The 19622-nt window shown below is 69.6% G+C and carries 22 protein-coding genes and 2 pseudogenes; 12 read left to right on the forward strand and 12 right to left on the reverse strand.

The features are described from left to right. Positions 1-8: 8 nt before the first annotated feature. Positions 9-1382, reverse strand: coding sequence for an APC family permease (locus ABZX79_RS26955; RefSeq protein WP_355262821.1), 1374 nt, complete (start codon positions 1380-1382; stop codon positions 9-11). An 87-nt stretch (positions 1383-1469) separates the two neighbouring features. Between ABZX79_RS26955 and ABZX79_RS26960 the strand changes: the two genes are divergently transcribed. Beyond that, positions 1470-2459: a 4-hydroxy-3-methylbut-2-enyl diphosphate reductase gene (locus tag ABZX79_RS26960; RefSeq protein ID WP_355262824.1), complete on the forward strand. Its 990-nt coding sequence runs from the start codon at positions 1470-1472 to the stop codon at positions 2457-2459. Between the two features lie 42 nt (positions 2460-2501). Beyond that, on the forward strand, positions 2502-3242 hold the full coding sequence (gene ppgK, locus ABZX79_RS26965; protein WP_355262827.1) for a polyphosphate--glucose phosphotransferase: 741 nt from the start codon (positions 2502-2504) through the stop codon (positions 3240-3242). Positions 3243-3253: 11 nt separating this feature from the next. Here the strand turns inward: ppgK and ABZX79_RS26970 are convergent, their stop codons facing one another. After that, positions 3254-3838: a DUF6542 domain-containing protein gene (locus ABZX79_RS26970; protein ID WP_355262830.1), complete on the reverse strand. Its 585-nt coding sequence runs from the start codon at positions 3836-3838 to the stop codon at positions 3254-3256. Positions 3839-4042: 204 nt separating this feature from the next. Between ABZX79_RS26970 and ychF the strand changes: the two genes are divergently transcribed. The 6 genes from ychF (at position 4043) to ABZX79_RS27000 (ending at position 8762) form a co-directional block, all read left to right on the forward strand. Then, positions 4043-5131 carry a redox-regulated ATPase YchF gene (ychF, locus tag ABZX79_RS26975; RefSeq protein ID WP_355262833.1) on the forward strand — a complete coding sequence of 363 codons (1089 nt, stop codon included), beginning with the start codon at positions 4043-4045 and terminating at the stop codon, positions 5129-5131. A 198-nt stretch (positions 5132-5329) separates the two neighbouring features. Further along, the gene (locus tag ABZX79_RS26980) at positions 5330-5611 is read left to right on the forward strand and encodes a type II toxin-antitoxin system prevent-host-death family antitoxin (RefSeq protein ID WP_355262836.1); all 282 of its coding nucleotides are present in this window, start codon (positions 5330-5332) and stop codon (positions 5609-5611) included. After that, positions 5608-5862, forward strand: a complete 255-nt coding sequence (locus tag ABZX79_RS26985; RefSeq protein ID WP_168481211.1) for a Txe/YoeB family addiction module toxin — start codon at positions 5608-5610, stop codon at positions 5860-5862. Before ABZX79_RS26980 ends, ABZX79_RS26985 begins: the two co-directional genes overlap by 4 nt. Before the next feature lie 254 nt (positions 5863-6116). Continuing rightward, a complete protein-coding gene (locus ABZX79_RS26990) occupies positions 6117-6746 on the forward strand; it encodes a hypothetical protein (protein WP_355262840.1) in 630 nt (209 codons plus the stop codon). A 31-nt stretch (positions 6747-6777) separates the two neighbouring features. Next, a complete protein-coding gene (locus tag ABZX79_RS26995) occupies positions 6778-7986 on the forward strand; it encodes a histidine kinase (RefSeq protein ID WP_355262843.1) in 1209 nt (402 codons plus the stop codon). After that, the gene (locus tag ABZX79_RS27000; protein WP_355262846.1) at positions 7983-8762 is read left to right on the forward strand and encodes a response regulator transcription factor; all 780 of its coding nucleotides are present in this window, start codon (positions 7983-7985) and stop codon (positions 8760-8762) included. Before ABZX79_RS26995 ends, ABZX79_RS27000 begins: the two co-directional genes overlap by 4 nt. 509 nt (positions 8763-9271) lie before the next feature. On the opposite strand, the pseudogene ABZX79_RS27005 reads toward ABZX79_RS27000, so the two are convergent. The 7 genes and pseudogenes from ABZX79_RS27005 to ABZX79_RS27035 all read right to left on the reverse strand — a co-directional run. Further along, positions 9272-9544 (reverse strand): annotated as a pseudogene (locus tag ABZX79_RS27005) (hypothetical protein); the annotation flags it as partial. Positions 9545-9659: 115 nt separating this feature from the next. Further along, positions 9660-9869, reverse strand: a pseudogene (locus tag ABZX79_RS27010) (DUF6000 family protein); the annotation flags it as partial. Then, the gene (locus ABZX79_RS27015) at positions 9866-9991 is read right to left on the reverse strand and encodes a hypothetical protein (RefSeq protein WP_355262849.1); all 126 of its coding nucleotides are present in this window, start codon (positions 9989-9991) and stop codon (positions 9866-9868) included. The gene ABZX79_RS27015 and the pseudogene ABZX79_RS27010, both read right to left, overlap by 4 nt. A 4-nt stretch (positions 9992-9995) precedes the next feature. Further along, the gene (locus ABZX79_RS27020; RefSeq protein WP_355262852.1) at positions 9996-10727 is read right to left on the reverse strand and encodes a HEAT repeat domain-containing protein; all 732 of its coding nucleotides are present in this window, start codon (positions 10725-10727) and stop codon (positions 9996-9998) included. Continuing rightward, the gene (locus ABZX79_RS27025) at positions 10724-11113 is read right to left on the reverse strand and encodes a CPCC family cysteine-rich protein (RefSeq protein WP_355262854.1); all 390 of its coding nucleotides are present in this window, start codon (positions 11111-11113) and stop codon (positions 10724-10726) included. The genes ABZX79_RS27020 and ABZX79_RS27025 overlap by 4 nt, the downstream gene beginning before the upstream one ends. Before the next feature lie 301 nt (positions 11114-11414). Further along, on the reverse strand, positions 11415-11696 hold the full coding sequence (locus tag ABZX79_RS27030; RefSeq protein WP_355262857.1) for a hypothetical protein: 282 nt from the start codon (positions 11694-11696) through the stop codon (positions 11415-11417). A gap of 39 nt (positions 11697-11735) precedes the next feature. Next, positions 11736-12350: an antibiotic biosynthesis monooxygenase gene (locus tag ABZX79_RS27035; RefSeq protein WP_355262860.1), complete on the reverse strand. Its 615-nt coding sequence runs from the start codon at positions 12348-12350 to the stop codon at positions 11736-11738. A gap of 205 nt (positions 12351-12555) precedes the next feature. Between ABZX79_RS27035 and ABZX79_RS27040 the strand changes: the two genes are divergently transcribed. Beyond that, positions 12556-13641 carry a methyltransferase domain-containing protein gene (locus tag ABZX79_RS27040; protein ID WP_355262863.1) on the forward strand — a complete coding sequence of 362 codons (1086 nt, stop codon included), beginning with the start codon at positions 12556-12558 and terminating at the stop codon, positions 13639-13641. A gap of 21 nt (positions 13642-13662) precedes the next feature. Here the strand turns inward: ABZX79_RS27040 and ABZX79_RS27045 are convergent, their stop codons facing one another. Together ABZX79_RS27045 and ABZX79_RS27050 are read right to left on the reverse strand one after the other, a co-directional pair. Further along, entirely contained in the window at positions 13663-14094 is a 432-nt protein-coding gene (locus ABZX79_RS27045; protein WP_355262866.1) for a nuclear transport factor 2 family protein, read from the reverse strand. 83 nt (positions 14095-14177) lie between these two features. Further along, positions 14178-15401: an MFS transporter gene (locus ABZX79_RS27050; protein WP_355262869.1), complete on the reverse strand. Its 1224-nt coding sequence runs from the start codon at positions 15399-15401 to the stop codon at positions 14178-14180. Between the two features lie 114 nt (positions 15402-15515). Between ABZX79_RS27050 and ABZX79_RS27055 the strand changes: the two genes are divergently transcribed. Together ABZX79_RS27055 and ABZX79_RS27060 are read left to right on the forward strand one after the other, a co-directional pair. Then, a complete protein-coding gene (locus ABZX79_RS27055; protein WP_355262872.1) occupies positions 15516-16028 on the forward strand; it encodes a MarR family transcriptional regulator in 513 nt (170 codons plus the stop codon). A gap of 55 nt (positions 16029-16083) precedes the next feature. Next, positions 16084-16548 carry an acyl-CoA thioesterase gene (locus tag ABZX79_RS27060; protein ID WP_355262874.1) on the forward strand — a complete coding sequence of 155 codons (465 nt, stop codon included), beginning with the start codon at positions 16084-16086 and terminating at the stop codon, positions 16546-16548. A 62-nt stretch (positions 16549-16610) separates the two neighbouring features. On the opposite strand, the gene ABZX79_RS27065 is transcribed toward ABZX79_RS27060, so the two are convergent. Then, positions 16611-17735, reverse strand: coding sequence for a pyridoxal-phosphate dependent enzyme (locus tag ABZX79_RS27065; protein WP_355262965.1), 1125 nt, complete (start codon positions 17733-17735; stop codon positions 16611-16613). 286 nt (positions 17736-18021) lie between these two features. Here ABZX79_RS27065 and ABZX79_RS27070 point away from each other — a divergent pair, with 286 nt between their 5' ends. Next, on the forward strand, positions 18022-19596 hold the full coding sequence (locus ABZX79_RS27070) for a S8 family serine peptidase (RefSeq protein ID WP_355262877.1): 1575 nt from the start codon (positions 18022-18024) through the stop codon (positions 19594-19596). Positions 19597-19622: the final 26 nt, after the last annotated feature.

Genomic DNA, 19622 nt, shown 5'->3' on the forward strand with positions numbered 1-19622 from the left:
TACGAAGGCTAGCCGTCAGCACTGACACCCATGCCGGTCCGACGCCCCCGTTGCACGGCCGCCACCACCAGCCCCACCACCAGCCACACCGCGCCCACCACCTGCGCCGCGCCCGACGCCTCCACGATCACCGCGACCGCCACCGCCGCGCCCAGCACCGGCAGCAGCACATGCCGCCACCACACCGGCGGCCCCTCCATCCTCCGTACGGCGAACCAGCCCACCACCGACGCGTGCAGCAGCACGAACGCCGTCAGCGCCCCGATGTCGACCACCGACACCAGATGGTCCAGCCCGTCGTCGCGCCGGGACGCCCACACCGCCGCCACCAGCGTCACCACGGCCGCGACACCCAGCGCGATCCGCGGTACGCCCGACGCGGCGTCCACCTTCGCCAGTACGCGCGGCAGCCGCCCCTCCCTGGCCATCGCGAACAGCAGCCGCCCGGCCGCCGCCTGCCCCGCCAGCGCCGCGAACGCCGCCCCGATCGCCTTGCTCACCGCCACCAGGTCACCCAGCCAGGTCGCGATCGACGTATCGAGCGCGTCGTAGAACGCGGTCCCCTGCTTCCCCGGATCCGCGGCGAGCTCCGCCGCCGACACCGGCTGGAGCAGCGCCGCGAGGTACGTCTGCGCCACGAACAGCGCGCCCGCGAGCCCCAGGCAGAACAGCACCGCCCGCGCGACCTTCGCCGACCCGCCCGTCACCTCCTCCGCGAACGACGCGATCGCGTCGAACCCCAGATACGACAGCACCGCCACCGACACCGCGCCCAGCACCGCCGCGAGCGAGAAACCGCCCATGGAACCGTCGCCGGTCAGCGGCGACAGCCAGCCGCGCCGCGCCCCGTCCTGCGTGAGCACCACGACGGCGGCCACCACGAAGACCCCCAGCACCACGATCTCCATGGCGAGCACCGCGAAGCCCACGCGCGCGGCCGCCCGTACGCCCCACATGTTCAGCCCCGTGGTCACCACCACCGCGAGCGCCGTCCACACCCACTGCGAAACGGCCGGCACGAGCGCGTGCATCGCGATCCCGGAGAAGAGATACGCGACCGCCGGGATCAGCACGTAGTCGAGCATCGCCATCCACCCGGCGATGAACCCGGGGCCCTCACCGAGCGCCTTGCGGGCGTACGCGAAGACCGAGCCCGCCTGGGGGACCACCCGCACCATTTGGGCGTAACTGAATGCGGTGAACGCCATCGCGACCGTCGCGACGAGATAGACGAGGGCCACCGCGCCGTGCGACTTGGCGTCGAGCGTCCCGAAGACGCCGACGGGCGCCATGGGGGCGATGAAAAGCAGCCCGTAGACGACGAGATCGCGGAATCCGAGACTCCGCCGCAGGCCCTCGGTCTCCCTCACGGTTACGGTCATCGCGCCTCCGTACGTAGAACCAGGCGTCCAGTCTTGATCACCGAGGCGGTCCGCGGCGTCCCCTGGCCTGCGTGGCGCGGCCTTACGATGGTGGACATGACTGCTACCGCCGCCCGTCGTGTCCTTCTCGCCGCTCCCCGTGGCTACTGCGCGGGCGTGGACCGTGCCGTGATCGCCGTGGAGAAGGCCCTGGAGCAGTACGGGGCGCCGATCTACGTCCGGCACGAGATCGTCCACAACAAGTACGTCGTGCAGACCCTGGAGAAGAAGGGCGCGATCTTCGTCGACGTGACGGCGGAGGTCCCCGAGGGCTCGATCGTCATGTTCTCCGCGCACGGCGTCGCGCCGACCGTGCACGAGGAGGCCGCCGAGCGGAAGCTCGCGACGATCGACGCGACCTGCCCGCTGGTGACCAAGGTCCACAAGGAAGCGGTCCGCTTCGCCAAGGAGGACTACGACATCCTCCTGATCGGCCACGAGGGCCACGAAGAGGTCATCGGCACGTCCGGCGAGGCGCCCGACCACATCACCCTGGTCGACGGCCCCGAGGACGTCGCCAACGTCTCCGTACGCGACGAGTCGAAGGTCGTCTGGCTCTCCCAGACCACGCTCTCCGTGGACGAGACGATGGAGACGGTCGACGCGCTGAAGGAGAAGTTCCCGAACCTGCTCTCGCCTCCCAGCGACGACATCTGCTACGCCACGCAGAACCGTCAGATCGCGGTGAAGAAGCTTGCCGAGGACGCGCAGCTCGTCATCGTCGTGGGCTCCAAGAACTCCTCGAACTCCATCCGCATGGTCGAGGTCGCCCTGGACGCCGGCGCCCCCGCCGCGCACCTGGTGGACTTCGCCGACGAGATCGACGAGGCGTGGCTGGAAGGCGTCACGACGGTCGGCCTGACCTCCGGCGCCTCGGTGCCCGACGTCCTGGTGGACGGCGTACTGGAGTGGCTGGCCGAGCGCGGTTACGGCGACGTCGAGACGGTGAAGACCGCCGACGAGTCGATCACCTTCTCGCTGCCCAAGGAACTGCGCCGCGACCTGCGCGCCGAAGCGGCCCGCCTCTCCGGAAAGTGACTTTCGGCGACACTGTCAGTGCCACACCGTAACGTTGAGTCCATGAACGTGTTCGGAGTGGACATCGGCGGATCCGGCATCAAGGGCGCTCCCGTGGACCTGGAGCGCGGCGACCTGGCGCAGCCGCGGCACAAGGTACTGACCCCGCACCCGGCCACGCCGTCCGGCGTGGCCGGGTGCGTCCATGAGGTCGTCAGCCATTTCGGCTGGAGCGGCCCGGTCGGCGTCACCTTCCCCGGCGTGGTCACGGGCGGCGTCACCCGTACCGCCGCGAACGTCGACAAGGGCTGGATCGACGTAGACGCGCGCGCCCTGCTCAGTGACCGCCTGGGCCTGCCGGTCACCGTCCTCAACGACGCCGACGCGGCCGGCGTCGCCGAGATGACGTTCGGCGCGGGCGCGGGCCGCAAGGGCACGGTCTTCCTGCTCACTTTCGGTACGGGCATCGGCAGCGCACTCTTCATCGACGGCAACCTCGTGCCCAACACCGAGCTGGGGCACCTGGAGCTGAACGGCCAGGACGCGGAGAAGCACGCCTCCACGAAGGCCAAGGAGGACGAGGACCTGAGCTGGGAGCACTGGGCGCACCGGGTGCGGAAGTACCTGGCGCACGTGGAGATGCTGTTCTCGCCGGAGCTCTTCATCATCGGCGGCGGGGTGAGCCGCAAGGCCGAGAAGTTCCTCCCCCTGATCGAGGGCATCCGTGCGGAGATCGTCCCCGCGCAGCTCCAGAACAACGCGGGGATCGTGGGCGCGGCCATGGCGGCGGGCGCCGCCTCCTAGCCGGTCCCGGGCTACTCCACGGGATCCGGGCTCGGACGCCTGGCGGCGGCGCGCTGAGCGGCGGCCTGGATGGCACGCCGCCGCGTCATCAGCCGCACCTTGCGTACGGTCGCGATGAGCCCGGCGACGAGCGTTCCGCCGTACAGCCAGCCCGCGTGTACGGCGAGCGCCGTGACCACGGCCATGATCCGGCTGCCGAACCCGCTCCCGCCCCCGGCGATCGGCACGAGGCCGACGGCGAAGGCGATGGGTACGGCGATCGGCGCGGTGACCAGGTCGGCGGGTCGCACCCACAGTGCGGTCAGGGCGCTGACCGGCAGGAACAGCAGCCCGTACACGATCGGCGAACCGTCGAACAGCAGCCGGTCGAGACCGCCGAGCACCAGCATCACGGCGGCGGCGAACAGCCCGCTGCCGAGTCCGGTGAGCCGCGGATTGGGCAGCCGTCGCAGGGCCAGCACTACGGGCGGCACGGGACGCGCCGGTCTCGCCGCCACCCGGTAGACGGCGGCGGCGTCGGCGGACCCGCCCGAGGGGAGCAGGGGGGTCTGCGACCGCTGCTGGGGACGAGGGGGACGTGCCCTGTGTTGCTCCACCTGGACAACGTAGGTCGCAGGGTGGGATGAATCAGGCGCAGGACACGCCCTTTGGCCGACCTTGGCCCTGCGTTCGACGCAAGGTGGCCGATCGGCGCCCCCCGAAGCCTCCCGCAGCTCCCGTCGTCGGCCTCATGCCGCCCGCCCGTAAACTGGGGGATCGGTCCACTCCCGGGCCAGTCCTCACTTCAGGAAGTCGCCAACGTGTCGCTCACGATCGGAATCGTCGGCCTGCCGAATGTCGGCAAGTCGACCCTGTTCAACGCCCTGACCAAGAACGACGTGCTGGCGGCCAACTACCCGTTCGCCACCATCGAGCCGAACGTCGGCGTCGTCGGCGTCCCCGACCCGCGCCTGGCCACGCTCGCCAAGATCTTCAGCTCCCAGAAGATCCTCCCCGCGACGGTGGACTTCGTCGACATCGCCGGCATCGTCCGCGGCGCCTCGGAGGGCGAGGGCCTGGGCAACAAGTTCCTGGCGAACATCCGCGAGTCCGACGCGATCTGCCAGGTCATCCGTGCCTTCAAGGACGAGAACGTCGTACACGTCGACGGCAAGGTCTCGCCGAAGGACGACATCGAGACGATCAACACCGAGCTGATCCTGGCCGACCTCCAGTCGGTGGAGAAGGCGGTCCCGCGCCTGACGAAGGAGTCCCGCCTCCAGAAGGAGAAGGTCGCGGTCCTGGCAGCGGTGGAGGAAGCCCAGAAGATCCTCGAAGCGGGCACCACGCTCTTCGCGGCAGGCATCACCGCGGGCACGGAGAAGGGGCAGCTCCTCCACGAGCTCCACCTCCTCACCACCAAGCCGTTCCTCTACGTCTTCAACGTCGACGAGGACGAGCTGGTCGACGAGGACTTCAAGAACGAGCAGCGCGCGCTCGTCGCCCCCGCCGAGGCGATCTTCCTCAACGCGAAGATCGAGTCCGAGCTGATCGAGCTCGACGACGACGAGGCCCTGGAACTGCTCCAGTCCATGGGCCAGGAAGAGCCCGGCCTCGCCACCCTCGGCCGCGTCGGCTTCGACACCCTGGGCCTCCAGACCTACCTGACGGCAGGCCCCAAGGAGACCCGCGCCTGGACCATCAAGAAGGGCGCGACGGCCCCCGAGGCCGCCGGTGTGATCCACACCGACTTCCAGAAGGGCTTCATCAAGGCCGAGGTCATCTCCTTCGCCGACCTGGTCGAGACGGGTTCGGTAGCCGAGGCCCGCGCAAAGGGCAAGGCCCGCATGGAGGGCAAGGAATACGTCATGCAGGACGGCGACGTGGTGGAGTTCCGCTTCAACGTGTGAGCGGATGACATAACACTACTTTTGCCGCCTGGCAAACATGCAGGTCAGGTGGGGTCGGCTCCTCTGGGGTCGGCCCCTCGTTGTTTCCCGTGCTGGGATGGTGCTGAGTTTCCTGATGGCCCGTCATTGATTGTGCCTCGTTCGAGGTGGCCGCGAGTGGTACGTTATTGGGTACCACTTGATGTAGGGAGTCAGTCCATGTCCATAACTGCGAGCGAAGCCCGCAAGGCTCTCTTTCCGCTGATCAAGAAGGTCAACGACGATCACGAGGCCATCGAGATCGTCTCCAAGCACGGCAACGCGGTGCTCGTCTCGGCCGAGGACTACGCTGCCCTGCGCGAGGGCTCGTACCTGCTCCGTTCGCCCGCGAACGCACGGCGACTCCTCAAGGCGTACGAGAACGCCCTGGGCAACATCAACGTGTCGGAGCGCGAGCTGATCGATCCGGATGCGGCAGATCCTGGTGCGGGTGCTGCGTGAGGCTTGTCTTCGAGGATCAGGGCTGGGAGGACTACACGTCCTGGCTCAAGAACGACCGCAAGATGCTCGCTCGGATCAACAAGCTCATCGCGGACGTCAAGCGTGATCCCTTTACGGGGATAGGCAAGCCCGAGCCGCTCAAGTACCACTTGCCCGGGGCGTGGTCGAGGCGGATCGACGACGAGCATCGCCTCGTCTACCTAGTCACCGACAAAGAGATCGTCATCCTCGCCGCTCGTTACCATTACTGACCGTTGAACGGCAGGGCGAAGTGCATGCGACTAGCGTGATTCACCACGCGGCGTCTTCGGAGTGTCCGTGCACCCCAAGGACGCGGCCCTATCTCCGTCTTGTGATGCGCCGTATCCCACGACGTATCCGTCGCGCGGAGGAGGGCGAAGACCCCTCGCTCCGGCGATCCGCCAGGAAGCCGGACGCTCCAGGATGAGTGATGTTCCCGCCGGGCACACCGAAGCCCCGCGGCCATCCTGGAGTTGGGGAATTCATGATGAACCGTCGTACGGTCATGCTCGCGGTACCCGCGCTCACTTTCACCTACGGCCTGTTCCGGATCGCGGACGGTCTGGACGGCGAGCGAGGCCCCGGCCCCGCCTGGACCCTCGGGCATCTGGCGTTCTGCGCGGCACTGGTTCTCTTCGCGGTGGTGTTCCGCTGGCTGAGGGTGCTCGCCCCGTCGAGCGACCGCGTCGCGGCGGTGGCGCACTGGACGGCGACGGCCGGAGCCGCCGTCCTCCTGGTGCAGTTCGGGATCGACCTGGTGGCGGGGGCGGTGTCCGCGGACCACCTGGAGATGTCCCTGTTCACGGAACGGGCCTCGGAAGTGCCGGGCGTGGCACCGGTCGTTTACGACTTCGGCCCGTACCTCTTCTACGTGGGGATGCTCGCCCTCATCGTGCGGCTGGCCGTCGTCCGGGTGGTCAAGACGTGGACGGCGCTCCTGGTCCTCGCCGACCTGGTGATGCCGCTGGCCGACAAGGACCTGATCCCGGTCGGGGCGCTGCTACTGTCCGTCTCCTTCGTGCAGATCGCGCGGGTGATGGAGTCGCGGCAGGCCGCCTCCGGTACGGCGGACGACCGTGGCACGGGGCGCCCGGCGGTGGCCGGTGCGCGGTGACGCGTCAGGGGGAGCTGTGACTGGGGGAGCGGTGATCTGGAGAGACATGGGCGCGGGTGCGGACCGGATACGGGGGCGGCTCCGCGCCCTGTCCCCGCGCGCGGTCGACACCGGGCTCGTGGCCCTCGTGGCCGCCGCCCAGCTCTGGCCCTTCGCCGCGCGGGCCGGCGGGGGCGGCGGACCGTGGAGTGGGTGGGGCGTCCTGGTCGTACTGGCCTCGGCGGCGCCGCTGTACTGGCGGCGGAACCACCCGGTACCGGTACTGATGGTGAGCCTCGCGGCGACCAGTAGCTACGACTACGTCGGCGAGGTGCCGTCCCAACCGGTCTGGTACGCAGCCCTGGTTGCGATCCACTCGGTCGCCGAGCGGTCGGGGCGGTGGGCCGGTAACACGGTGGTCGCTGCGACCGTACTCGGCAGCTTCGCGCTCGCCTCCTCCGAATCCGGACTGCGGATGAGCGTGCTGTGCGTCGCGGCCTACGCGCTCGGCAGGGCGGCCGCCGCCGGCCGGGCCCACGCCGAACGGCTGGAGCGCGAGCGTCAGGCGGAAGCCGAGAAGGCCGCACTCGCCGAACGCGCCAGAATCGCCCGGGACATGCATGACATCCTGTCCCACGCGGTGAGCCTGATGGTCGTCCAGGCCGAGGCCGGACCTGTGGTCCTGGCCACGAACCCGGCTCGCGCCGAGCGCGCCTTCGACGCCATCGCGGGTGCGGGACGCGATGCGATGGTGCAGCTCAGAGGGATCCTCGAGGTGCTCGACCCGGACCGGGCCCCACAGCCCGAGCGCACTCCTCAGCCGACTCTCGCCGACCTGCCCGTCCTGACCGCCGGATCGGGCCTCACGGTCGAGTGCACGCAGACCGACGGCTCGGGAATCACCGTCGAGTACCCGCGGCCCGACGGGGCCGGCCACCGTCCGCTCGCCCCGCACGTGGAGACCGCTGCATTCCGCATCGCCCAGGAGGCGTTGACCAATATCGTCAGGCATGCGGGCACCGACCGTGCCCGGCTTCACCTCCACTGGCAGGAAGACCGAGGCATCGTGCAACTCGACATCACCGACGACGGCGCGGCCACCGGCCAGCGGCCCGCCCGCTCCCTCCCCTCTGGCGGCCACGGCCTGATCAACATCCGGGAACGTGCACGTTCGTGCGGCGGAACCGCCGAATGCGGTCCCCGTACCGACGGCTCCGGCTTCCGGGTCCGCGCCCGCCTCCCGCTCCTCCCTCAGTCATGAGCGGGGGTACGGCGGCCGGGCCGCTGCGCGTGGTAGTCGCCGACGACCAGGAACTGGTCCGGGCCGGCTTCGCGATGATCCTGGACTCCCAGCCGGACATCGAGGTCGTCGCGGAAGCCGCCGACGGCGCCGAGGCGATCGCGGCGGTACGGGCCCACGCCCCGAACGTCGCACTGCTCGACATTCGTATGCCGGGTACGGACGGCCTCACCGCCACCGCCGAGATCTGCGCCACCACCGCCACCCGCGTGATCATCCTGACCACCTTCGACCTCGACGCGTACGTGTTCGAGGCGCTGCGCGCGGGCGCGAGCGGCTTCCTCCTCAAGGACGTCCGGCGCGACGATCTCGCCCACGCGGTCCGGGTCGTCGCGGAGGGCGATTCCCTCCTCTCGCCTTCCGTCACCAGAAAGCTCATCGCCCACTGCACCGGCGCACCCGCCGCGGTGCCGCTGCTTCCCGACCCGCGCCTCGACTCCCTCACCTCGCGCGAGACCGAGACCCTGCGCCTGCTCGCCCGCGGCCTCACCAATCCGGAGATCGCCGCAACCATGGTCATCAGCGAACACACCGTGAAGACCCACGTCAGCAACATTCTCGCCAAGCTCGGCCTCCGTGACCGCATCCAGGCGGTGATCACGGCCTATGAGGCAGGGCTGGCGGTGCCGGGACGCAGGGACCCGATGAACTCCGTGGCCAGAGCGTCTTCTTCCGGCTCTGTGAGGGCGACGCCAGCAGCCCCACTTCGTGGGGCGCCCGGAGGCGTTGAGGGGTAGTGGCGACGCGAAGTGGGCTCTGGCAGCGATCAAAGGGAGCCGTCACGGTCGGTGCATCAGCCTTCGCGTCAGCGGCCTGATCGACGCCCGTGCTGGGACGAACCTCCCGTGCTGGGGTGGTGCTGGGACGGCCCTCTCGAAAACGACGTTTTCGCAGGTGGCAGCTTTGCGCTCGACGTTCCGCTTCAACGTCTAAACGATCAACGAAAGGCCGTCTGACCCGCGGTGGAGCGGGTTTGGCGGCCTTTGCTGTCCGCGCAGAGTCCGCAGGGCCTTGGAACCGCCGACGGTTCTGGCCATGGAAATGCCTACTTCGAAACCGGGCGGTTCACCACGCGGAAGCCGACATTTGCATCGTCGGAGAGAAGCCTGAAGGTGGCGTCTGCCGTAATTCGATCAATGCCCCATCCGGAGTCCTCTGCTCGCGAGCGTTCGGAGTTCATTCCCCATCGAGGGCGTTTCTCTCGTGACCAGTCCCTGCCCGAGCTGCTGCCGGAGCCCGTTTTGTGTCAGAAGGGAGGCGTATGGAGCGAGCCATCGGTTGGTTGGAACGTCGAGCTGGCTGAAGACCAGGGCTCGGGGGCGGTTACACCCCGACTACGGGCAGGACCAGCCGTCTGCGAAGTCGCAGTGGAGGTCGGTCCAGCGGCGCTGCTCGCTCGGGGAGTAGGCGGGGTGGTCGCGGAGGCGGGCCAGGGCTTGGACCCACTGGTCCCAGAGGCCGTGGGCTGGGTGAAGCGGTCGGCGTGGTGGGTGCCGAGGTGGGCGTCGAGGCGGAGGAGGGCGCCGAGGGCCTGGGGCTGGTCGTAGCGGAGATCGGTCTGGGGTGGGTACCGGGTCGAGGTAGGCGGTGAGGATCTCGGCGTCCGCGTGCGTGCCGAAACGGGCCAGGGCGAAGCAGTAGCCGCAGCCGGAGTGGCCGACCTCGCTGGCCAGGAGCAGGTCGCCGATGCATTCGCGGAACGAGGTGCGCCGGGCTACGCCGATCAGCCAGGCGGCGGTGAGGCGCGAGCGCCATTCGTAGGCGAGGAGGGCTCCAGCTCGGCGTCGGTGATAGCGGCCGCGTCGTCGATCAGGTGGCGGGCGAAGCGTTCGGCGTGCGGTCACCCCGGCCGCAGGACACGACGGCTGTTCAGTTCGAGGTAGCGCGGGTGGTCCGAGTCCTTCCTCGTTACGTAGCGCTTGATCACGTAGCCGTAGCCGGTCTCGTCGGGGTGCTGGAACGACACGGGGTCAGCTTTCCGGGTGCAGGTCGGTGCGGTCGATCCATGTGATGTCGACGAAGACGTACCCGCCGACGGGTGTTTCGGAGGCTTCCAGCAGAGACTGCGTGCGTGTCTCTTCGACCAGTTCCTCCCAAGGTGCCGTCCAGTCCGGCTGCCAGTCCGGGGCGGTGTAGGAGACGTCGTGCGTCCGCTCGCCCTCCACTCGCCGGAACTGGGAGTAGAGGATCACCTGGCCGTGGTCGGCGAGGTCGTTGATCACCTCTTCGAAGTGTGTCGAGGGCCAGCCGGGACTCTCGGGGTCGGCGGTGTTGCCCAGGCGGGCCGTGAGCGGGGGGACGATGGGGGTGCGGGCGCCGAGTTCGGTGAGGGCCCAGCGGATGCCGACGGGCTCGCTCCAGTCCGGTGGGGACGCCCGTTCCAGGCAGGCGCGGTAGGCGCGGCGCAGGGGCTCCACGGCGTCGTCGATCTCCAGGTTCGCCAGGGCCATCGCCGCCCATTCCCTGACAGTGGGGTCGTCGCTGTCCAGTAGGGCGATCAGGGCGGGGCCGCAGCGGGGGTCCGCGACCGCTTCGAAGACCTCGATGGCGGTCAGCTGGCCGAAGCTGCCCAGGGTCGGCAGTCCGTCGGCGATCGTGAGGGTTGCGTCACGACCGATGCCGATCAGCTGCGCACGGGCGCCGTACGAGGCGTCATCGTCACCGTCGAGCTGTTGGACGAGGGCCTCGATGGGGGACGTCATGACGCTGCCGGGTGGTCGCGACGCCAGAAGGTGGGGAGCCACCAGCAGAGCACCGAGCGGTCATCGGGCCACGGGGTGCGGTCCTCGGCTTCCCAGTCCTCGAAGGAGTCGCGCGTCAGGTCGATGGGGCGCCAGGCAGGGTCGAGCGGCTCGTCCTCGACCGGAGGGCGGACGTACTGCCGGCCGTGCTGGTCGCAGGCGCCGAAGTCCTGGTAGTTGAGCTGGGCCTCGATCAGGGAGACCTTGTTCGCTCCGCCGTCCATGGTCGGCCAGCGGAACTGGACCCCGTCGTCCTCCCAGAAGCAGACGGGGCAGATCTCGTAGGAGCCGGGCATGTCGTCGAGCACGCGGTGCCCGCAGCAGGGACAGGGGTAGGAGTCGCTCACCCGCGCAGTCTCGTTGCAGGTCCCGCCGGTGTGCCATGGATTTCTCTGCCTCGGCACACCCGGCCAGTCCGCAGAGAGTCCGCAGGACACCCATAAGGGACCGTCGGGACTCAACGCACGCCAACGGAGAAATGCCTGGTCAGGGCGGTGGTGCGGCTCCGCCGCAGGTCTGGATCGGCGGGCAGACATTCCGTTTCAACGTGGGAGCGAATGAAACAGCACCACGCTGCCGAGCTGGCAAACGTGCCCCTTCCGACGTGCACGTTTGGCGCCATGTGCTGGACGCTGTCACTACTGATCGTTACGGGATCAGGGAGTTGTAGACCTCGACCACCTTCGATTCGAACGGCGGCGCTCCCAGCTCCTGTGCGGCGGGTTTGACCGACTCCTCCAGGAAGCGGCGGAACGCCTCTTCCGACTCCCATACGTCGATGACCTGCCAGCCACCGCCCTCGCCGGGCGCCCCCACGTGGGAGATGAGGCCGGCCGGAGGGTTCGTACGGTCCGGGATTGCCCGGTCGAAAGTCGCCTGGTAGAGATCCTTGGTCCAGTCGGCGCCTTGGTTGATTACCAGAATTGCCATCTCGGTTCCTCGGTTCATGTTTGGTTCGGGTCGGGACGGTCAGGACGGGCGGATTACCTGGGTGAGAACCACCTCGAATTCCTCGATGCTCCGGGTGATCACGCGTGCCTTCGCGGTGGCCTCGGCACGGACCGCCGCGACGGCGCTGCGGGATGCCACCAGCGCGTTGCGGTCGGTGTAGAACGCGCCCACAGTGGCCCGGCCCTTGGCGCGGTCGATGAGCAGCGAGCCGCCCGCGAAGCCGGGAATGCCCCGGAGCTTGGGCAGCGCGGTGTCGCGGAACGTCTCCACCAGCAGGTCCGCGTCGGGCGGCTCGAACTCCAGACGGACCAGCCGGAACCACGCACCGGGCTCCAGCGCCTCGGGACGACTGACGACGGCCGCCTCCCAGTTGTCCGTAGCCGCGGACTGGGCGAACGGTGCGATCAACTCCGCCCGGCGCGCGCGAAGGGCTTCGTCACTGGCCCGTCGGCTCTCTTCGTCCTCCCACCACGAGCCCACCAGCAGCTTGCCGAGCTCGCGGTCGACGAACAGGCCCATCCCGCGGTAGCCGGGCTGCTCCGACAGCAGCCTGGGTGCTTCAGTGCTGAGCGCTTCGGCCACGCTGTCGAGCTTGGCCGGATCACCTGTCGCGTAGGTGGTGCGTACGTACATGGCGCCCTTCCTGCGGCGAGCCCCGGGTGGGCCCGTGTCCCGCACTCCATGCGACGGGTGGTGGACGCGGGAATCAAGGTGACCGGGGCATTCAGGTGAACGCCGTCGAGTGGAGACCGTGGCCGAACCGGCGGAGCATGGTCAGGAGCACGGACAGCGGAGCCAGGCGTGGTGTGCGAGTGGAACCGACAAGGATGCGACCGCGATGACGACTGAGCAGACGATGGACCCCGCGCGGCGGGAGCAGTTCGCGGAGCGGATGCTCCACGTGCTCAACGATTCGTGTCTGGGATACCTGTGCAGCCTCGGCCACCGCACAGGGCTTTTCGACGTCATGGCCGGGCTGCCGCCGTCGACCAGTTTGCAGATCGCCGAGGCCACCCGGCTCGACGAGCGGTACGTACGGGAGTGGCTCGGCGGGATGACGGTGGGCGGCTTCGTCGAGTACGACCCCGCCGGCGGCACCTACCGGCTGCCGCCGGAGCACGCCGCCTCCCTCACCCGCGCCGCCGGGCCCGACAACCTCGCCTCCTTCATGCAGGACCTCGCGCTGCTGGGCAACGTCGAGGACAAGGTGCTCGACGCGTTCCGCCGGGGCGGCGGCGTTCCGTACTCGGCGTATCCGCGCTTCCAGGAGCTCCAGGCCGAGGAGACGGCGCGGGTGCACGACGCCGTGCTCGTCGACACGATCATCCCGCTGGCGCCCGGACTCACGGAGCGGCTGAGCGAGGGCATCGACGTACTGGACATCGGTACGGGCCAGGGGCACGCCGTCAATCTGCTGGCCCGGGCCTTCCCCGCCAGTCAGTTCCTCGGCCTGGACATCTCCGATACGGGCATCGCGGCCGCGCGGGAGGAGGCGGAGCTGCTCGGGCTCGACAACGCGCGGTTCGTCGTGTCCGACACCGCCGACCTGGCCGGGACGTACGACCTGATCACGGCCTTCGACGTGATCCACGACCTGGCGCGGCCGGAGCGCGCTCTGTCGGCCGTGGCCGGCGCGCTGCGGGACGACGGGGTGTTCCTGATGGGTGACATCGCCGCTTCCAGCAAGCTGGAGGAGAACATCGACCACCCCTTCGGCCCCACCCTCTACACCTTCTCGGTCTTCTACTGCATGACCGTCTCGCTCGGCGAGGGCGGCGCGGGCCTGGGCACGGTGTGGGGCAAGCAGCGGGCGTTGCAGATGCTCGCGGAGGCAGGGTTCGACGACGTCGAGGTGCGCGAGGTGGAGGGCGACGTACTCAACGTCTACTACGTGGCCCGCAAGAGCCGCAAGAGCCGCCGCTGAGAAGGCCCTTGCCTCCGGGCCTCAGACCGGCGCGTTCGGCAGGAGGCCGAGCTGGCCGAGGAAGTCGAGCTGGTCGAAGTAGAGCCGGTAGCTGACGATCTTGCCGTTCTCGACGGTCGCGATGTCGCACCCCCGTACCCGGACGTCCTTCTGGGTCGGCTCCAGACTTTCCCCGGAAGGCAACACCAGCGGACCGGTGTTCTTTCCGTGGAAGAATCCCTCGTCGATCGCCGTGTTGCCCGACTCGTGTTTGTACGTCGACTCGTACTCGCTGTTCGGGATCGCGTCCGTCATCTGGCGCCAGTACTCGCCGATGTTCTCCCGGCCCCGGATCTCGCCGTCCGGCGTAACGGCCACCGCGTCCTCTGCGAAGCACTCCATGACGGCTTTGAGGTCCGTACCCGTGGTGAGCGCCTCGGTGAGCTGGTCCATCACTTCACGTGCCTGCCCCATGATCCACCTCCACGTCGGGCCGTGGTGACATGTCCGTTCCATTTTCCCACATAGTGGTGCAAACGACGCGTCGCCCGCCCAGGTCAGGTGAGCGTGATCAGTGCCGCGATCGCCGGGCCGAAGGCGCCTCCCAGCTGGTAGCAGAGGATGAACAGTCCGATCGCCGTGGGGCGTTGGGAGTCGGGGGCGGCCTGGGTCGCGTACACCGCGAGGGTGGCGTTGCCCGCCGTGGCCGTGAAGACGGCCATCGCGGCTACGAGCAGGAGCAGCGGCGCCCAAGGGCTCACGGCGGCCGTCACCGGCGCCAGCGCGCCCAGGGTGATCAGCACCGTCAGGACCCTGCGCCGGCCCAGCCGGGCGGAGACCGCGGCGAGGGCGAGGGAGAGGAACGAACCTGTCAGGAGGGCGAGCAGCTGGCCGGTGCCGATGGTGGCGGTCGACCAGTGCGTACGGGCGGCGAGCAGCTGGGGGATCGCGAAGAGGAGGGTGAAGTACGACGTCGCCAGGGCGCAGGCGAGCAGCGCGGCCGAAAGGAACGCCGGGGTGCGCAGGAGCGTGGCCGGGACGAAGCCGTCGGGGCGGGCGCGGACATGGGCGGTCAGGAGCGCGGCCACCGCGAGCGCCGAACCGGCCGCCGGCAGCGGGTGGTGCGGGATGAAGACCAGCGCGGTTGCCAGTGCCACCAGGAGCGATGCGCCGCGGGCGTCGAAGGGGGCGGTCGTGGCGGGGGGTGTGCGCGGGGCGGTGCGGGTCACGGCCGGGACGGCCAGCAGCGCCAGTGCGGAGACCGCGAGCGATGCGCGCCAGGAGAGCGCGTCTGCGATGAGTGAACCGAGGAGCGGGCCTACCGCGCCGAGGACTCCGAAGCCCGCGGTGATGACCCCCATCCGGCGGACCGAACCCGCCAGGCTCATGGCCGAGGTGATCAGCCCCGCGCCGCCCACCGCCTGGGCCGCCCGCCCCGGCAGGGCCAGCGCCATCCACGGCGCGAGGGCCACGAGCAGGGTTCCGCCCAGGACCATGGCCGTACTCACGTGCAGGGTGGTGCGCAGGCCGCGGCGGCGCAGCAGGGCCGCCATCAGCGGCGTGCCGACCGCCATCGCCCACGCGAACGCCGTGACGAACCAGGTGGCCGACGCGGGCCGTGCCCCGAACGAGCCGGCCATCTCCGGGAGGATCAGAACCGGACTGTTGGCGCCGGCTGCGATGGGCGTGGCGAGCAGCGCGAGCCAGAGGGCCGGGACTTGGCGGGCGGCCTTGGCCGGGGCCGCCGGCTTCATGGGCCTCGCGAGAGCGGGCTCGGGCATGGGGAGCTCCTGTCGTTCAGGCTTGATAATCTCAACGTTGAGATAAAAACAGGCCCTGCCTCTCAACGTCAAGTCTCTTAACGTTGAGATTGCGTGCGTTGAAAGGAAACTGGGATGAGCGACGCGGTGGACGCGATCATCGGCCAATGGGTCCAAGAGCGACCGGACTTGGAGGACGACCTCTGGCCCGTGCAGGTCCTCGGGCGGCTTCAGCGTCTCGGGCGCGTACTGGACAAGGAGTTCAGGACGTTCGCGGCCCAACGAGGCCTCGAACTGGGCGAAGTGGACGTCCTCACCACGCTCCAGCGCTCCGGCCCGCCGTACGCCCTGCCCGCCGGCGCACTCCTCAAGGCGGCCATGGTGACCTCCGGCGCGATCACCAATCGCATCGACCGCATGGAGGCGAAGGGCCTGGTGGAGCGCGTACGCGAAGAGAGCGGCGGCGACCGGCGCACCGTGAGGATCCGGCTCACCGAGCAAGGCCACGAGGTCACCCGCGAGTACATGGCCGCCCATCTCGCCAACGAGGCGCGCATGCTGCGCGAATTGAGCCGCGAGGAGAGTGACCGCCTCGCCGCCTCCCTGCGCAAGCTGCTGACGTCCTTCGGCGATACGTCGATCGGCTAGCGGGCGGGCCGGAAGTCCGGGGCGCGTGAGGATCTCTGGCGGCATAGTTCGGTGCATGACACAACCGCAGCCCGCCCCGCAGCCCGCCCCTCAGCCCGAATCGAAGCCGTACACCGCCCGTCTCACCGTCCGGAGCAGTGACCTCGACACCAACGGCCACGTCCGCGGCCCCGCCTACCTGGAGTACGCCGACCACGCCCGCTGGGAATGCGTGCGCGCCGCCGGTGTCGAGTTCGACGACCTGGCCGCCGCCGGGCTCGGGCCCGTCAACCTGGAGACCGTCGTCCGCTTCCATCAGGAACTCCTCGCGGGCGACGAGGTTGAGGTCTCCTGCGTCTTCTCGTACGGACCGGGCAAGACCGGCCGCGTGACCCAGGAAATGCACCGCGCCGACGGTGTACTCGCCGCCACCGTGGAGAGCGTCATCGGGCTGCTCGATCTGCGCACCCGGCGCCTGGTCCCCGACCCGGCCGGCCGCTGGCGCGAGTTCGCCACGGACCCCACCCCGCTGGGCGCCTAGAGGACCGGTGCCGACCGGGGAGTGGGTGGCGGGGCGGACCGTACCGCCGCGCCGCCTGCCGGTTACTGGGGTGCGAGGCCCGTCTTCGCTCCCGCGCCGCACAGTGGGACCACCGCGGTGTGGCCCTCCTGGGGCGGCCGTGCGCTCATCGCGGCCCAGCACGCCACCCCGGTCGACTCGACGAAGAGGCCGCGTCCGGCCAAGTCCAGCTGGGCGGCGCGGATCTGGTCCTCTGTCACGGTCAGGAAGGTGCCGCCCGACTCCCGTACCGCGCGCAGGATCTGGGGCGCGCGCGGCGGTCGTGGGATGGCGATGCCCTCCGCGAGGGTGGGGGGCGTAGGGCGCGTCGGCGTGTCGTCGCTCAGGTCCGCGGCGCCCGCGTGGAACGCCGTCGCCAGGGGCGACACCGCCTCCGCCTGTACGGCGATCAGTGCGGGGCGGCTGTCGATGAGCCCCTGCGTGTGCAGCTCGGCGATCGCGAGTGCGGCGCCCAGCAGGAGCGTTCCGTTGCCTACGGGGACGACCACCGCGTCGGGGAGCCGGCCGCCGAGGTCCTCCCACAGCTCGTAGACGTACGTCTTCGTGCCGTGCAGGAAGTACGGATTGTGGACGTGGCTCGCGTAGAAGGTGCCGGGTTCGTCGGCCGCCGCGCGGGCGGCCACCGCCGCGGCCTCGCGGTCGCCGGGGACGAGGGCGACGTGGGTGCCGTGCGCCCGGATCTGCTCGGTCTTCTTCGGGGAGGTCGACTCGGGGACGTACACCGTGCAGGGGAGGGCGGCGCGCGCGCAGTACGCGGCGATCGCCGTGCCCGCGTTGCCGCTGCTGTCCGCGACGACGCGGCCCACCCGATCGGGGCCGAGACGGCGGGCGAGCTCGGCGAGCATGACCGCGCCGCGGTCCTTGAACGACAGCGTCGGCATCAGGAAGTCGAGTTTGGCCGAAACGGTGTCGGTGAGGGGGATGAGTGGAGTGCGGCCTTCCCCCAGCGTGAGAGTGGCCGCCGCGCCCGCGAGCGGCAGCGCCTCCTCGTAACGCCACAGCGAATTCACCCGTCCGGCAAGGGACTTCAGTGGTACGGGGGAGGAAGGGGCGAAGTCCAGATCCCAGGGACCGCCGCAGGTGGGGCAGTGCCAGGCGAGGGATTCGACGGGGGCGCGGGAGTCGTCGGCGGGGCAGCGGTACGTCATGGACGCCGTCGAAGCCGCCGGAGTCGTCGAAGCCCTCGTGATCACCATGCGGCAAGCGTAGGCCGGACCCGGGTGCGGCGCAGATTCATGTCGGTGGTAGGGCAGGCGCATTGCGGGTCCGAATTGACTCTTGTGGGATTCCTATGGATGCGCCAATCTTTCGCCTGGCAGCAAGGCGTGGGAAACGACGCGGACTCCGAAGCGTCGATTTGTCATGCCCCTGTCGTACCTGCCGCACGGAGCACGGCCCCCCACCAGCGCACCGCCAATGAGGAGGACCCCTCACATGTCAGTGATGCGTAGTTCCCGGCGAAGAGTTGTCGCAGCCAGTGCCACCACCGTCGTAGCCCTCGCGCTCGGCGCCGCCTCCGCCCTCCCCGCCACCGCGGCCACCGCCGCCGAGGGCCGGATCCAGAACGCCGGAGCCCCCGGAACCATCGCGGGCAGCTACATCGTGACCCTCGACGAGGCGGCGGCCGACGCCGGTTCGGCGGAGGGCAAGGCGCTTGCCAAGGAGTACGGCGCCAAGATCAAGAAGACGTACACCGCGGCCCTCAACGGGTACGCCGTCGAGCTGTCCGAGGCGCAGGCGAAGAAGTTCGCCGCCGACCCGGCCGTCGACTCCGTCGTACAGAACCGCACCTTCAAGATCAGCGCGACGCAGCCCAACCCGCCGTCCTGGGGCCTGGACCGCATCGACCAGAAGGCCCTCCCGCTGAACCAGAGCTACACCTACCCCGACACCGCCGGTGAGGGTGTCACGACGTACGTCATCGACACCGGCGTACGCATCACCCACAGCGACTTCGGCGGCCGCGCATCCTACGGCTACGACGCCATCGACAACGACAACACCGCGCAGGACGGCCACGGCCACGGCACCCACGTCGCCGGTACGGTCGCGGGCGGCGCGTACGGCGTCGCGAAGAAGGCCAAGGTCGTCGGCGTCCGCGTCCTCAACAACCAGGGGTCGGGCACCACCGCCCAGGTCGTCGCCGGCATCGACTGGGTGACGCGCAACGCCGTCAAGCCGGCCGTCGCGAACATGAGCCTCGGCGGCGGCGCCGACTCCGCCCTGGACACGGCCGTACGCAACTCCATAGCCTCCGGCGTCACTTACGCGGTCGCGGCGGGCAACGAGAGCACCGACGCCTCCACCAAGTCGCCCGCCAGGGTGGCCGAGGCGATCACGGTAGGTGCCACCACCAGCACTGACGCCAAGGCGAGCTACTCCAACTACGGCAGCATCCTCGACATCTTCGCCCCGGGTTCGTCGATCACCTCGGCGTGGAACAGCAGCGACACGGCGACGAACTCCATCTCCGGTACGTCGATGGCCTCGCCGCACGTCGCGGGTGCGGCCGCGCTGTACCTGGCGGCGAACAAGACCGCCACCCCGGCCCAGGTCTCCAGCGCGCTGACCTCGGCCGCCACCACGGGCGTCGTGACCAGCCCGGGCACCGGCTCGCCGAACCGGCTGCTGTACGTGGGCACGGGCGACACCACGCCGCCCCCCGGCAAGCGGTTCGAGAACCTCGCCGACTACGCGATCAGCGACAACGCCACGACCGAGTCGCCCGTGACGGTCAGCGGCATCACGGGCAACGCGCCGGCGACGCTGAGCGTGCCGGTCGACATCAAGCACACGTACATCGGTGACCTCAAGGTCGACCTGATCGCCCCCGACGGCACGGCCTACACCCTCAAGGGCTACGGCACGGGCGGCAGCAGTGACAACCTCATCACCACGTACACGGTGAACGCCTCGTCCGAGGTGGCCAACGGCACGTGGAAGCTGCGGGTGAACGACAACGCGGCGTACGACACAGGGAAGATCGACTCTTGGGCGCTGCAGTTCTGATTCTGACGCGTCTTACCCCGACGCGC

The organism is Streptomyces sp. NPDC002994, from assembly GCF_040611155.1.
In the GTDB taxonomy this organism is placed as follows: Bacteria; Actinomycetota; Actinomycetes; order Streptomycetales; family Streptomycetaceae; genus Streptomyces.

Excerpts from the sequence above, each read along its gene's own strand:
- ABZX79_RS27000 (WP_355262846.1), top strand. The coding sequence starts at position 7,983 with ATGAGCGGGGGTACGGCGGCCGGGCCGCTGCGCGTGGTAGTCGCCGAC.
- ABZX79_RS27045 (WP_355262866.1), bottom strand. The coding sequence starts at position 14,094 with ATGGGGCAGGCACGTGAAGTGATGGACCAGCTCACCGAGGCGCTCACC.
- ABZX79_RS27035 (WP_355262860.1), bottom strand. The coding sequence starts at position 12,350 with ATGTACGTACGCACCACCTACGCGACAGGTGATCCGGCCAAGCTCGAC.
- ABZX79_RS27060 (WP_355262874.1), top strand. The coding sequence starts at position 16,084 with ATGACACAACCGCAGCCCGCCCCGCAGCCCGCCCCTCAGCCCGAATCG.
- ABZX79_RS27055 (WP_355262872.1), top strand. The coding sequence starts at position 15,516 with ATGAGCGACGCGGTGGACGCGATCATCGGCCAATGGGTCCAAGAGCGA.
- ABZX79_RS26960 (WP_355262824.1), top strand. The coding sequence starts at position 1,470 with ATGGTGGACATGACTGCTACCGCCGCCCGTCGTGTCCTTCTCGCCGCT.
- ABZX79_RS27020 (WP_355262852.1), bottom strand. The coding sequence starts at position 10,727 with ATGACGTCCCCCATCGAGGCCCTCGTCCAACAGCTCGACGGTGACGAT.
- ppgK (WP_355262827.1), top strand. The coding sequence starts at position 2,502 with ATGAACGTGTTCGGAGTGGACATCGGCGGATCCGGCATCAAGGGCGCT.
- ABZX79_RS27050 (WP_355262869.1), bottom strand. The coding sequence starts at position 15,401 with ATGCCCGAGCCCGCTCTCGCGAGGCCCATGAAGCCGGCGGCCCCGGCC.
- ABZX79_RS27070 (WP_355262877.1), top strand. The coding sequence starts at position 18,022 with ATGTCAGTGATGCGTAGTTCCCGGCGAAGAGTTGTCGCAGCCAGTGCC.
- ABZX79_RS26980 (WP_355262836.1), top strand. The coding sequence starts at position 5,330 with ATGTCCATAACTGCGAGCGAAGCCCGCAAGGCTCTCTTTCCGCTGATC.
- ABZX79_RS27065 (WP_355262965.1), bottom strand. The coding sequence starts at position 17,735 with ATGACGTACCGCTGCCCCGCCGACGACTCCCGCGCCCCCGTCGAATCC.
- ABZX79_RS26955 (WP_355262821.1), bottom strand. The coding sequence starts at position 1,382 with ATGACCGTAACCGTGAGGGAGACCGAGGGCCTGCGGCGGAGTCTCGGA.
- ABZX79_RS27030 (WP_355262857.1), bottom strand. The coding sequence starts at position 11,696 with ATGGCAATTCTGGTAATCAACCAAGGCGCCGACTGGACCAAGGATCTC.
- ABZX79_RS26990 (WP_355262840.1), top strand. The coding sequence starts at position 6,117 with ATGATGAACCGTCGTACGGTCATGCTCGCGGTACCCGCGCTCACTTTC.
- ABZX79_RS27040 (WP_355262863.1), top strand. The coding sequence starts at position 12,556 with ATGACGACTGAGCAGACGATGGACCCCGCGCGGCGGGAGCAGTTCGCG.